This is a genomic window from Polyangium sp. 15x6 (assembly GCF_029960785.1).
In the GTDB taxonomy this organism is placed as follows: domain Bacteria; phylum Myxococcota_A; class Polyangia; order Polyangiales; family Polyangiaceae; genus Polyangium.
Window position 1 is genome coordinate 82,091 of record NZ_JASBQE010000001.1, and the last position, 12,146, is coordinate 94,236.

Here is a 12,146-nt window from a genome sequence, read left to right on the forward strand (position 1 = left end):
TCCCGGGGCTCGCTCACGACGCGCCCTCGCGGCGCTCTCCGGCCCGCTTCAATGCCCGCGCGACCAGCGATTCGAGCACGAGCACCCCGCGCGCTTGCCCGGCGAGCGTCACGAACTCGCGGACGTGCGCCTCGCCCTCCTTCGCCGAATCGACGGGCACGAGATCGGCGGGGCTCACTTCGAGGCAGGCCTCGATCGACGCGACGCCGATGGCGATGGGCTCGTCGCCCCCCGCGATGAGCAGCCAGCGCGGCTTCTCATTCCACGTCGGCAGGCCGAGCAGCGCCCCGAGCGCGTGCACGGCGAAGAGCCGGCCGCGGATCCCCGTGAGCCCGAGCAGGCCCGGCGGAGCCTCGGGCAGCGGCACGACCTTGCGGCACTCGTGCACGCCGTCGATATCGGACAGCCGGATCGCGTAGCCCTGTCCGCCCGCCTGAATGGCGAGGACGAGCTCACCGGATCGTTCGGCGTCGCGAGGCGGCGCGGCGAACGACGCGTCGAATGCGCGGCGCAGATCCGTGACGTGTCGCTCCGCTGCAATGGCGGGCGCGGAAACCGGAGCCCCGTCGCCCGACCTGTCCCATTCCTGCGAACGACCGTTCATCGAGCCCCCTCGACCCCGGAAAAATAATCATGAACATAGCACGAACCCTGGGGCCCGCACAATCGTTCGCCCCCGTACGATCCCGCTCGTTTCGTGCTTCTCTCGCGCGCGGCCCGCCTCGCCGATTTCAATGGCCGGGCTCCGTGGGCCATGGGCCCATGCAGTCGGGACGATCGGCCCGGAATCACGCAGCTTGCTCCTCTCTGCGGATGAGACGCACGAGGTCTCCGGACAACCCGGAGAGCTGCGAGGCGGTGTTCAATGTCTGCGACGAACCGGCCTCGCTTTCGCGCGCCGTCTGGGCGACGTCCGCAATGGCGGAGGCCACCTGCTCCATCGCGCTCGTTTGTTGTTTCGTGCTGAGCTCGATTTCCCGCGACGCCTCGGCGGTCGAGCCCACGTACTCGACGATCCGGCGGAAGCTCTGCGCCACCTCGCCGAACCGGCGCGTCCCCGCCTCCACGGCCTTTGCTCCGTCCTCGGTGGCCATCACCGTCGTGTTCGCCGCGGCCCGGATCTCCTCGATGAGCCGGCGGATCTCCTTCGCCGAGCCGCCCACGCGATCCGCGAGCTTGCGGATCTCGCCCGCCACGACCCCGAACCGCCGCCCCGTCTCGCCCGCGCTGACCGCCTCGATCGTCGCGTTGATCGCCAGGATGTTCGTCTGTTCGCTGAGCTCCGAGACGATGTCGAGGATCCCGCCGATCTCCTGCGATTTCCGCCCCAGATCGAGCATGTGCGCGACGATTTGATCGACCTGCCGCCGTACGGTCTCGATTGCCTCCTGCGCGCCCTCGACCGTGTGATTGCCGCCCCTCGCGGCCAGCGCCGTCTCGCTCGCGACCTGCGTGACCCGCTGCGCGCTCTCCGAGATTTGCCGCGACGTCGTCACGAGCTCGCGCACCGTCGTGCTCACCTCGGTCGCCGCGGAGACCTGGCCTTTCGAGCCCCGGACCTGCTGGGTCGCGGCCGCTTCGAGCTCCGCCGACGCGCTCCGGATGTGCTGCACGGCCGCGCCGATCCGCGCTCCGAGGCCGCGGGTCAGGAGCACCGCGATGCCCGCCACGATGAACACCGCCGCGAGCGTGCCGAAGATCAGGATCTGGCTCAGCCACGCGGCGGCCTGCTTCGCATCGGTGTTGCGCTCGGTGAGGAGCTTCTGCTCGTGAGTCTTCATCTCGGCCACGACGCGCCGGATCTTATCCATCACCTTCGGGCCATTGCCTTCGACCACGATCTTCTCCGCGGCCTCGAACCCCTGCGTCCTGCGCGCCTCGATCGTCTCGTCGATCTCGCGCATGCGCTCCTCCACGAGCGGCCGGAGCTGTTTGACGCGGTCTTTCTGGTCCGAGTCGTCGCTGAAGAGCTCTTCGAGCTGCCGGAGCTCGATGCCGACGCCTTTTCTACCCGTGTGATAAGGCTGCAGGAAATCCTCGCGGCCCGTGATCACGAATCCGCGTTTGCCCGTCTCGGTCTCGTCGAGCGCCGCGAGGAAGCTCGACAGACCCGTCAATTCTTCGTGCGCGTGCGTGACCGCCTCGCTGGTCGCGAGGAGCCGCTGCGTGCTCCGATACGAAAAAGCACCGAGCGCGATCAGGATGAGGAGCGGGAGCAAGAATCCCGCCGCGATTTGCTGCCCGACCGTCCATGATTTGCTCACGAAGCCCGCCTCCCTTTTCCCATCCGATCACACGGGTGTCGGGTCTCGCTTCGGGATACCCAGCGCACCGAGCTGGGCCTTGCACAGCTCGAGCAACACCTCCCTGCGAAACCCCCCGCCGAACATCACGATCCTCGCGCGCTCCTCGTGCTCGAGCAGCTCGAGCGCCTTTTCGAGCTCCACGCGCGCTTCTGCGCCGTGTCCCCCGCGCCGGAGCACCATGCCGAGCCGCAAATGCGGCAGCGAGAAGCGCGGATCGCGCCGCTTCGCCTCGCGGTAATGCCACGCCGCCCGCTCGATGTCGCGCTCGTTCTCGCGGAGCAACCCGAGCAGGTAATGTGCCCCCGTCTCGCATTGCCCCCGCGCGAGCAAGGCGCCGAGCGCGCGCTCCGCGTCCCGCAATCGCCCTTTTTCGCCGTAAATGGCCGCCCGGCAAAGCTCGAGCTCCGGCGGCGCGCCCGGACCCGCGGCCGAGACCACGAGGAGCGCCTCGTCGTGCCGCTCCGCTTCGAGCAGATCGAGCACGCGCGCGAGCGCGGAAGGCGTCTCCGCCGCCCGCGCCTCGGCCACGCTCGCCGCATCCTCGGCCTCCCGCGTCTCCGCGATCCGGGCGATCCGCTCCGTCGAGCGCTGGATCTCCTCCGCCCACGAGAACGCGCCGTCCTCCGGCGTGGGCAAAGGCGCCCGCATCGGGGGCTCGGGGAGCGGGAGCGGCAAGAGCGCGGGCGTCGTCGTGATCGTCGAGGCGCTCGGGCTCTTCAACCGGTAATAAAATGCATCGTGCTCGTGCACGAGCTCGAAGCCGTCGGAGATCCCGCGGAGCGACTCGCTGTGGCCGAGGAAGAGATACCCGCCCGGCAGGAGCGCCCGGACAAACGCCGCGAGCGCCCGGTGGAGCGCGCGCTCCGAGAAATAAATGAGCACATTGCGGCAAAAAACGACGTCGTACGTGGCCTCCGGCACGCGCGCGAGCACGTCGAGCAGGTTGCCCTCCTCGAAGGTCACGCGGCTCTGGATGCGCGGATCGAGCACGAACGTCTCGCCGTCTTTCCTGAAAAACTGCTCGCGGATCTGCTGCGAGGCCCCGCGCACGGCCCAGGGCGAATAACGCGCCCGCCGCGCCTTCTCGATCGCGGCCCCGTTCAAATCGAGCCCCGTGATCGACAGGAGCGGCGAGAGCTCCGGCGTGGTCACCTCGGCCGCGATGGCCATCGTATACGGCTCCTCGCCGGACGAGCAGCCCGCCGAGAGGATACGCAGCTTCCGCCCCCGCGGCCCCACGAGCGCGCGCTCGGGGAGCACCCGTCGCACGAGCGCGTCGATTTGCATGGGCTCGCGAAAGAAATAGGTCTCGCCGACCGTCACCGCCTCGACCAGGCGTTCGAGCGGAATCGGCCCGCCGCTCTTGATCGGCTTTTCGCCGAGGATCATCTCGATGCGGTCGCGCTGAAACGCCGAGGGCGCGAGGCCGAAGCGGGCCTCGATGAGGTCCTCGATGCCCTTGGCGTCACGCGGGGCGTTCATCGTGATTCGGCGGAGAGGGAAGCGGCGTCTGGGAGCGCGGCGAACGCGTCCGCCGGGAGCAGGCGCGCGGCGTCCAGCACCGCGAGCGCCTGCCCATCGAGCGAGCCCATGCGCTCGACCTCCGCGGGCAGCGCCGCGCCGAGCAGCGGCGGCAGCGCTTCCAGGCGCTTCTCGTCGAACTCCTCGGTGCCCACCACGTCCTCCACGAGCAACCCCATCCGCCGCTCGCCCGCTCGCACCAGCACGAGGCGCCGCGCTTCCGCTCGCTCGCTGCCACCGAGAACGGACGATAACGACACGACCGGAACGACCTCGCCGCGGACCACGGAGAGGCCCACGACGAAGCGCGGCGCGTTCGCGACGGGGTCGATCGAAAGCGGGCGCATCGTCTCGACGACCGACGACGCGGGTAACGCGCACACCCAGGAGCGCGCCCGGACGAGCAAAAAGGTGCGTCGACCCGTGGGTTCTTCCATGGCTTTCTTTCTCCATCGCACGCGAAGACAGCCCTTGTAAAGCGGTCATCCCGCGCTTTCCCCCGTCAAAACATCGACGATCCCCGTGCGAAACCGCGAATGGCTGGTGAAGTGTCGGCGTGATGCCGTTTCACTTCATCGCGCAGGCTCGCGCCGCACCTTCCACACGTGCTCGGCCGGGTACTTTCGTGCCCATTCGAGCGGCACATATCCCTCGTAGGTCGTCTTCGCGTCCGCGGGCGGCCGGATCTCGACGAGGTCCTCGACCACGAATCCCGAGCGCCGGAACAGCCGGATCCACTCTCCGTACGGGAGCTGGAACGAGGTCGCGCCGTCCAGATCCTCCCACGGCTTCATGTCGAAGTAATCGTTCACGAGCGCGGGCACCACGAGATCCGTGGCCTTGTCGACGACGAGGTAGAGCAGCGGCGTCGCCATGTTGAAGATGAACATCCCGCCCGGGCGCAGGAGCCGCGCCGCTTCCGGGACGGCCTTGTGCGGGTCGGCGAACGTCATCGCCCCGTGATCGCAGAACACGAGGTCGAAGCTCGCGTCCGGCAGCGGCACCGCCTCGGCGCTGCCTTGCACGAGCGTCACGGAAACACCCTCCCGCTCGACGAGCGCGCGCGCGTGGCGGAGCTGCTCGGAGGAGAGATCGAGCCCCGTCATGCGCGCCCCGCGCTGCGCGAGCGCCACCGACCACTGCGCGGCGCCGCAGCCGAATTCGAGCACGTCCTTGCCCGCGACATCGCCCAGGATCCGGAGGTCGCGCTCGGGGATGCCCCACACGCCCCAGGTCGGCTCCTTGATGCCGAGCTGCTCGGCGTGTTGCTGCTGGTATTCACCAGCGATTCGGTTCCAGTACTCCTGGTTCTTCGCGACATGATCGGGCATCGACATTGCAAGCTCCCTCGAACGCCTTTCGTTGCGTAACGGTAACAGCCCTCTAACCGTATTCGAAACGCAAAGCATGCGCGTAGCACGCAATCCACGCGCCTTCCGTAGCGTGAGCTTTCCGCCATTTGCGCGAGGCGCGCGGGGATCCGGTCGAGGGTTTTACCGATGGATCCGGCCGGGCACGCGAGGTGCACCGTGGGGACGTTCATGGAGCGCATGGAATCGGTGGGAGAAGAGCAGGCCTCGCGGAGCTCGTCCCGAAAGGACCTCGTCCTCGCGAGCGTCTTCACGGCCCTCGGGCTCGCCGCCGTGATCATCGGCCGCGGCGGACTCGGGGTCATGATCGCCGGCTCCATCGGCTCCGTCGGGGCGAGCGTCGTCGCCGTCGGCCTCGCGGTCCTCGATCCACGCCTGTCCTACAGCGACAAGGCGCAGGTCGGCATGTGCATCGTGCTGATGATGCTCGTTTGTGGTTTCCTCGTCGGCGATTCGGCCTTCATCCTTTCGGGATACCCGCTCCTCGCCCTCGGCATCGCAGGGCTCGTCCCAGCCCTCCGCGGTCAGGCCGCGCCCGCCCGTTCGCGCGCGGCCGCCTCGTCCGCGATGCGCGCGAGCTCGGCGCCGGTCAAGGTCTCGCGGGCGACCAACGCCTCCGCCGCGGCCTGAAGGCCCGCGCGCCGGGCTTCGAGCAAGGCCCTGGCCCGACCGAAGAGCTCGGCGAGTCGGTCGCGCACCTCTTCGTCGATCTCGCGCGCGGTCTCGTCACTGCAGAGCCGCTCTTCTTGCGTCACGCCGAGCAGCGGCGAGCCCACGTTCCGCGCGAGCGCGGGCAGCCCGAGCCGCCGGCTCATCCCGAAGCGCGTGATCATCTCCCGCATGAGCGCGGTCGCCCGCCCGAGGTCGTCGTGCGCGCCCGTCGACGGCGAGCCATGGCAGAGCTCCTCCGCCGCGCGGCCGCCGAGCAGCACCATCACGCGTGTCTCGAGCTCGGACTCCGTGAGCACGTGGCGCTCGTCGCGTGGGACCTGGATGGTCACGCCGAGCGAGATCGCGCGCGCCACGATCGACACCCGCTCCACGGGATCGGCCTCGGGCAAGGCGAGCGCGACGAGCGCGTGTCCCGCCTCGTGGACGGCGACGCGACGCCGCTCGCCCGGCGTCATCATGATGCCGCGGCGGCGCAAACCGAGCTGCACGCGGTCGAGCGCGTCCTCGAAATCGGCGTGCGTGATCTCGGTGCCGCCCCGTCGCGCCGCCGCGAGCGCGGCCTCGTTCACGATGTTCGCGAGATCCGCGCCGGCCATGCCCGGCGTCCGCCGCGCGACCGCGCCGAGGTCCACGTCGCCCCCGAGCGGCAAGCGCCGCGCGTGCACCGCGAGGATCGCCTCGCGCCCGGCGAGATCGGGCCGATCGACGATCACCTGCCGATCGAAGCGACCGGGCCGGAGCAGCGCGGGATCGAGCACCTCGGGCCGGTTCGTCGCGGCCATCAGGATGACGGTCGCGCGTGGATCGAAGCCATCGAGCTCGGCGAGCAGTTGCTGCAGCGTCTGCTCGCGCTCGTCGTGCGTCGCGAGCGCGCCGAGCCCGCCGCGGCTCCGGCCGACGGCGTCGATCTCGTCGATGAACACGATACACGGCGCGTTTTTCCGGGCCTCGGTGAAGAGGTCGCGGACACGCGCGGCGCCGAGGCCGACGAACATCTCCACGAACTCGCTCGCGTTGAGCGAGAAGAACGGCACCTCGGCCTCACCGGCGACGGCCCGGGCGAGCAGGGTTTTTCCGGTCCCCGGCGGCCCGACGAGCAGGATCCCGCGCGGGATCCGCCCGCCGAGCGCCCGGTAACGCGCCGGGTGCTTGAGGAAGTCGACGACCTCCATGAGCTCGGCCTTGGCCTCGTCCACGCCGGCGACGTCGGAGAAACGGACCGGCTCGCGCGCCGCGCGGTCGTAAAGCCGCGTCCTCGCGCGGGTGAGCCCGAGCGGCCCGCCCACGCCGCCGCCGGCCCCGCGTCGGAAGGCCGCGAAGAACAGGAGATTGATGACGACGAGCGGGATGATCCACCAGAGCGCCATGACCCAGAACGGCGTGCGCGAGGGCCGCGCGTCGACGGCGACGTCCTTCGTGAGCAGCGCTTCGACGAGCGGCTCGCGCTCCATGCCGGGGATGCGGCCGGTGCGCACCTCCTCGCCTTTCGGGGAGGGCGCGGGCAGGAAGCTCGGCGGCTTTTTCGTGGTCTCCGCGGGGGGCGGGCCTTCCGCCTTCAGCCGGAGGACGACGTCATCGGCCGTGACGGAGGCGGACTCGACGCGCCCTTCCTGGACGAGCCGCACGGCCTCGTCGTAGGGCACGGTGCGCGCGCCCGTGGGCCCGAAGACGCCCGAAAACGCGAGCGCCGCGAGGATCAGGAACGCATAGAAAAGCCAGCTCCACGCGCGTGGTTTCGGGTTGACCTCGGGCATTCCGAGGGGGGCATGGAGACGACGAGGCGCCCCAGCAACCCGCTTGCGCCCACGCTTTCTTTCCGCGTACAGGGAGCGGCCAGGGCCATGCGAGGAAGCGGGCGTGCGCGCGTCACTTCCTGCAGTTGTCCCAGCGCTCCTTTTCGTTCTTGCAGCTCGTCGACCAATCCGCGCCGCCGCAGCGGCCGGTGTCGTACTCGCAGGCCTGGAGCTCGTCCCAGTAATCGACGCAGCCGCGGCGGTCGGCCTCGATTCCTTCGTTGTCGATGTGACGGTAGCAGTCGTCGAGCTGCGAGACGCTGCAGCCCTCGCATTCGCACTTGAGGTCGCAGACGGCCTCGGCGTCGGTGCGACACGCGGGCAGGGCCGCGGTGAGGAAGCCGAGCAGGAAGAGCGGGCGGATCGAGGACAGGAGCAAGTTCTTCATGGTCCGAGCGTACCAGAAGAGCGCCACGCGCGCGACCCGCCGCTCGATTTCAACGTTTTTGGCGTGACACCGCGCGGTGGTCACGGGAGATTCCACGCCGGAGGAGCCAGCCGAAAACGAGCGCGGCGAGACCGAGCGCGCCGCCCTCGGACCCTCGGGATCCGGGGATCCGGCACCCGCATCCCCCCTCATCGTCGACGACGAGGTCGGGTTTGTCGGGGCCACCCGTGCCGCCCGTGCCGCCAGCACCGCCCATTCCACCGTTCCCGCCGCCGCTGCCGCCCGCGCCGCCATTTCCGCCCGCGCTGCCGCTACCGCCTGCGCCGCCTGCGCCGCCGCTGCCGCTCCCGTTTCCGGTCGTGAAGCTCTGCGACGCGCTGCACGCCTTGTTTCCCTTCCGATCCTCGGCACACGCGCGATACACGACCGTCGCGTCTCCCGGCGCCACGAACGTCGCGCGGAAAAGATCACCCCCGATGAATTGCGCGACCGCCACGCCGCCCGCGTCCTCCAGCTCGACGAACGCCTTCGTGAGCCGCGGCCCCGCGTCCGTCGTCGAAACGTCGCTCACCGCGAACCGCACGACCCGCTCGCCGCCGGGCATTCCGCTCGGCAGCGCCTCGACGGCGCGGATCACCGGCGGCTGCGTGTCGATCGGCTGCGGCGACACGCCGAAATAAAGCCGATTGAGGAAGTCCCCGAACTCGCCCTGCGCCGTGATGACGTCGAGGATCCCGTCGCCGTTCACGTCACCGAGATCGAGCCCGAGGGTGGCGTCATTCTCCGTGGGGAACGAGCCGGCGAGCAGCGTGAAATGGCCCGTGCCGTCGTTCACGAGGACCCGCTCGTTCCCTGAAAGCGACGCGATCACCGCGTCGAAATCGCCGTCCCCGTCGATGTCCGCGCATTGCACCTCGTTGTCGTCGGCGCCGATGTTTCCCACGACCCGCGCCGCCGTTTCGTCCGTGAAGACGCCTTTCCCGTCGTTCACGAGGAGCTGCTCGTGCAGGTTCGCCGCGCCGTTGTCGAGCCACAGATCGAGGTCGCCGTCGCCGTCGATGTCACACGCGTCCGGGCCGTACACGTACGGGCCCGGCTGATCCGGCAGGTCGCCGTTCGCGTCGACGAACGTGCCCGTGCCGTCGTTCCGGAACAAGAGCGATTCACCCTTGCGGCTCGCGAGGAGCAGGTCGAGATCGAAATCGCCGTCCACGTCGACGAGGTCCGCGTCGATCGGACCCGTGCCGATCGCCTGCGTCCCTTGCGGCACGGCCTCGGCCTTTTCCTGAAAAACCCCGGCCCCGTCATTGAGGTAGATCCGCGCGGTGCCGGCCGAGTCTGGCGGATCAGACCCCCAATCCGTCGAGACGAGGTCGAGATCCCCGTCGCCGTCGAGGTCGCCGAACCGCGCGCCCGCCGAGCGCGACGACGTGCCGATCCGCGCGGCCCCTTCGTTCGTGAACAGGGGCGGCGTCTGGCCGTTGTTCACGAAGAGCGCGTCGGGCTGCATGCCGTACGAATCCGGCGCGTAAAGGTCGACGTCCCCGTCGCCGTCCACGTCGGCGGCCGCGATTTGCCGCACGCGCCCGGAAAAACCCCCGAACGAGGTCCCGCCGACCTCCTGGAATTTGCCCGTGCCGTCATTGAGGTACGCCGCGAGCGGCGCAGTCGTGGACGGCGTGTAATACCCGCCGCCATTCGCGAACACGGCGTCGAGGTCATTGTCGCCGTCGAGGTCGACGAGGAGCACGTAATGGGAATAGCAACCCTCGTTCGAGGCGGCGCAGGGCTGCGGGGAGCCGAGGTTTTCCGTCCTTTCGACGAAGATCGGCGCCGCGGCCGCGGCGACCGGGAGGCTCGTGAGGGTAAGCAGAGTGAGGCAAGCTGAAAATCGAGGGCGCATGCCGCGCAGGGTAGCGGCACGCGCCCCGATGTCGAGCGTTCGGGCATCAGGCGCCGGCGGGCGCGCTCGGCGCGAGATCCGCCGGGTCGAGCTCGATCGGATAGAACACCTCGAGCGCGCCCTTCGTCGCGGCCGGCAGCGTCATCGAGCCGAGCTCCTTCGCGAGGCAGCTCCCGAGCGCCGCGTCGCCGATCGAGCCGCCGCTCACGCGCGACGAGCTCACCGTGCCGTCCTTCTCCACGTGCATCCGGACGATCACCTTGCCGCCGAGGCCCGGATCCTTCTTCAGCGCCTCCGCATAACAGGCCCGGAGCGCCGGGATCTTCGCGTTCGCCTGGCGCAGGATCTCCTCCGGAGCGACGCGCCCATCCGCCGTCACCGCGTCCGCCGCGGGCACGGCCTCGCCCGAGACGAGGCGGAGGTCTTTCATTTCATAACCATAATCGCCCTTCTTGGCGTTGCCCGACTCGGAGACCGCCTCCGCCGTCGTGTTCTCGTCGATTCCCGCCGCCTCGGCCGCGCAGCCGCCGATGAACATCGCCGAGAAGAGACCAATCGTGAGCGAGAGGATCGAGTGCTTGAGCGTCGTCATGGGAACCTCCATTCGATTTCAGCCGGGGTTGTCGTTGGCTTCGTCGAGGAGCCATTGCAGCGGGCGTGCCATGCCCAAACGGGCCCCGTGGCGCGGGAATTCGTGGCCTGGCTCTCTGAAACACGTCTGCTTCCGGCTGCCCGTGGCGGTTGCACCGGTTGCACCCCCTGTTGCACCCGTTGCACCGGTTGCACCCCTACTTCTTGAACGCGTCCGGCTCGATCCCGTACCGCTTCATCCAGCGCTGCACCTGCATCCGCGCCTTGCCCATCGCGCGCGCCACGGCCGAGACGTTACCCTTGTGCTCGCGGAAGAGCCGCACGAGCTCCTCGCGCAAAGGTTCGCCCTCGTGGTCCTTCGCCGCCGCGGACTCCTCCGCGGGTGCTTCGTCGCGCGCCCAGGGCGGGAGGTGGTCGAGCGTGACCTCGCCCCCGCCCGCGAGCGCGAGCGCCGCGCCGAGCACCTTCTCGAGCTCGCGCGCGTTGCCCGGGAACGCATGCTCGAACATCGCGCGCGCCGCCGACGGGTGCAGCCGAGCGCGCACGGCCTCGGCCCCCGCGTGACGCTCGATCAGCGAGGCCGCGACGAGCCAGAGGTCCTCGCGACGCTCCCGCAGCGGCAAGAGCTCGATGCGATGGCCCGCGAGCCGATGGAAGAGGTCCGCGCGGAACGTGCCCGCCTCCACCATGCGTTCGAGGCCGCGGTTCGTGGCCGAGACGAACCGCACGTCGACCTTCACCGGCGAAGTCGCCCCGATCGGCCGCACCTCGCGCTCTTCGAGCACGCGGAGGAGGGCGGCCTGCGCGGGCGGCCGGAGCTCGCCGATCTCGTCGAGGAACAAGGTGCCGCGATCGGCCGCGCGCACGAGCCCCGGCCGATCCTCCTTCGCATCCGAGAACGCGCCGCGCCGATGGCCGAAGAGCTCCGCCTCCACGAGCGACTCGGGCAGCGCGCCGCAGTTCACCGCGACGTACGCCCCCGGCCGCCCCGAGAGCGCGTGGATCGCGCGCGCCGTCACCTCCTTGCCCGTGCCCGTCTCGCCCGTCACGAGGATCGGGAGCGTCGCCCGCGCGATCACCGCGAGCGTCTCGTACGCGCGGCTGAGCGAGGGCAAGAGCGTCGCGAGGCCTGGCGCCTTCGCCTTGTCCCATGCGACCTCGACGACGGGCGGATCCTCGGGCGCGATCTCGAGTCCCTCGCGGAACACGAAGAACGTGCGGCCGAGCTCGATCAGATCTCCATCGGCGAGCGCCGCGCGCGTGACGGGCTCGCCGTTCACGCGTGTCCCGTTCTTCGAGCCGCTGTCCTCGATCGTGAAGCGGCCGAGGACCTTTCCGATCCGCGCGTGGTTCGTGGACATCCAGGCGTCGTCGACGCGCACGGCGAGCTTCCGCGATGTTACGCGTTCGAACGATCGCGCGGAGCCGCGGCCGAGGGCGACCTCGTCGAGCCCCGCGAGCGAGAGGCGCGCGGCGGGGGCGAACGGGCGGTGGCTCTCGAGGCAGAGCAAGAGGAGCGGCGCGCGAATGGCCGCGCGATCGCCGCCCGCGTCTCTCGTCGGCGAGAGCGTCTTCGTGTCGCTGCTCGTCATGCGAGAGCCG

General features: G+C 69.9%; 11 protein-coding genes. 1 reads left to right on the plus strand and 10 read right to left on the minus strand.

What is annotated here, in order from left to right:
• Positions 1–13: 13 nt before the first annotated feature.
• From QHF83_RS00300 to QHF83_RS00320, 5 genes are all read right to left on the minus strand, one after another.
• The gene (locus QHF83_RS00300; protein ID WP_282415692.1) at positions 14–604 is read right to left on the minus strand and encodes a chemotaxis protein CheW; all 591 of its coding nucleotides are present in this window, start codon (positions 602–604) and stop codon (positions 14–16) included.
• Between the two features lie 184 nt (positions 605–788).
• On the minus strand, positions 789–2,264 hold the full coding sequence (locus QHF83_RS00305; protein ID WP_282415693.1) for a CHASE3 domain-containing protein: 1,476 nt from the start codon (positions 2,262–2,264) through the stop codon (positions 789–791).
• Positions 2,265–2,291: 27 nt separating this feature from the next.
• Entirely contained in the window at positions 2,292–3,788 is a 1,497-nt protein-coding gene (locus tag QHF83_RS00310) for a protein-glutamate O-methyltransferase CheR (RefSeq protein WP_282415694.1), read from the minus strand.
• Positions 3,785–4,264, minus strand: a complete 480-nt coding sequence (locus QHF83_RS00315) for a chemotaxis protein CheW (RefSeq protein WP_282415695.1) — start codon at positions 4,262–4,264, stop codon at positions 3,785–3,787. The genes QHF83_RS00310 and QHF83_RS00315 overlap by 4 nt, the downstream gene beginning before the upstream one ends.
• Before the next feature lie 135 nt (positions 4,265–4,399).
• Positions 4,400–5,164 (minus strand): class I SAM-dependent methyltransferase, encoded by a 765-nt coding sequence (locus QHF83_RS00320; RefSeq protein WP_282415696.1) that lies wholly within the window; start codon positions 5,162–5,164, stop codon positions 4,400–4,402.
• Between the two features lie 162 nt (positions 5,165–5,326).
• On the opposite strand from QHF83_RS00320, the gene QHF83_RS00325 reads away from it, so the two are divergent.
• On the plus strand, positions 5,327–5,827 hold the full coding sequence (locus QHF83_RS00325; RefSeq protein ID WP_282415697.1) for a hypothetical protein: 501 nt from the start codon (positions 5,327–5,329) through the stop codon (positions 5,825–5,827).
• Here the strand turns inward: QHF83_RS00325 and ftsH are convergent.
• From ftsH to QHF83_RS00350, 5 genes are all read right to left on the minus strand, one after another.
• Complete coding sequence (gene ftsH, locus QHF83_RS00330) at positions 5,722–7,623, minus strand: ATP-dependent zinc metalloprotease FtsH (RefSeq protein WP_282415698.1); 1,902 nt, start codon at positions 7,621–7,623, stop codon at positions 5,722–5,724. The genes QHF83_RS00325 and ftsH overlap by 106 nt on opposite strands.
• Before the next feature lie 112 nt (positions 7,624–7,735).
• Positions 7,736–8,050, minus strand: coding sequence for a hypothetical protein (locus QHF83_RS00335; RefSeq protein WP_282415699.1), 315 nt, complete (start codon positions 8,048–8,050; stop codon positions 7,736–7,738).
• Between the two features lie 49 nt (positions 8,051–8,099).
• Positions 8,100–9,953: an FG-GAP-like repeat-containing protein gene (locus QHF83_RS00340; protein WP_282415700.1), complete on the minus strand. Its 1,854-nt coding sequence runs from the start codon at positions 9,951–9,953 to the stop codon at positions 8,100–8,102.
• A 46-nt stretch (positions 9,954–9,999) separates the two neighbouring features.
• Positions 10,000–10,545: an AgmX/PglI C-terminal domain-containing protein gene (locus QHF83_RS00345; protein WP_282415701.1), complete on the minus strand. Its 546-nt coding sequence runs from the start codon at positions 10,543–10,545 to the stop codon at positions 10,000–10,002.
• A gap of 196 nt (positions 10,546–10,741) precedes the next feature.
• Positions 10,742–12,136: a sigma 54-interacting transcriptional regulator gene (locus QHF83_RS00350; protein WP_282415702.1), complete on the minus strand. Its 1,395-nt coding sequence runs from the start codon at positions 12,134–12,136 to the stop codon at positions 10,742–10,744.
• Between the last annotated feature and the right edge of the window lie 10 nt (positions 12,137–12,146).

Bases quoted from the DNA above. Each gene is read 5' to 3' on its own strand.
- QHF83_RS00300 (WP_282415692.1), bottom strand. From the start codon at position 604: ATGAACGGTCGTTCGCAGGAATGGGACAGGTCGGGCGACGGGGCTCCG.
- QHF83_RS00310 (WP_282415694.1), bottom strand. From the start codon at position 3,788: ATGAACGCCCCGCGTGACGCCAAGGGCATCGAGGACCTCATCGAGGCC.
- QHF83_RS00315 (WP_282415695.1), bottom strand. From the start codon at position 4,264: ATGGAAGAACCCACGGGTCGACGCACCTTTTTGCTCGTCCGGGCGCGC.
- QHF83_RS00320 (WP_282415696.1), bottom strand. From the start codon at position 5,164: ATGTCGATGCCCGATCATGTCGCGAAGAACCAGGAGTACTGGAACCGA.
- QHF83_RS00325 (WP_282415697.1), top strand. From the start codon at position 5,327: ATGGATCCGGCCGGGCACGCGAGGTGCACCGTGGGGACGTTCATGGAG.
- ftsH (WP_282415698.1), bottom strand. From the start codon at position 7,623: ATGCCCGAGGTCAACCCGAAACCACGCGCGTGGAGCTGGCTTTTCTAT.
- QHF83_RS00335 (WP_282415699.1), bottom strand. From the start codon at position 8,050: ATGAAGAACTTGCTCCTGTCCTCGATCCGCCCGCTCTTCCTGCTCGGC.
- QHF83_RS00340 (WP_282415700.1), bottom strand. From the start codon at position 9,953: ATGCGCCCTCGATTTTCAGCTTGCCTCACTCTGCTTACCCTCACGAGC.
- QHF83_RS00345 (WP_282415701.1), bottom strand. From the start codon at position 10,545: ATGACGACGCTCAAGCACTCGATCCTCTCGCTCACGATTGGTCTCTTC.
- QHF83_RS00350 (WP_282415702.1), bottom strand. From the start codon at position 12,136: ATGACGAGCAGCGACACGAAGACGCTCTCGCCGACGAGAGACGCGGGC.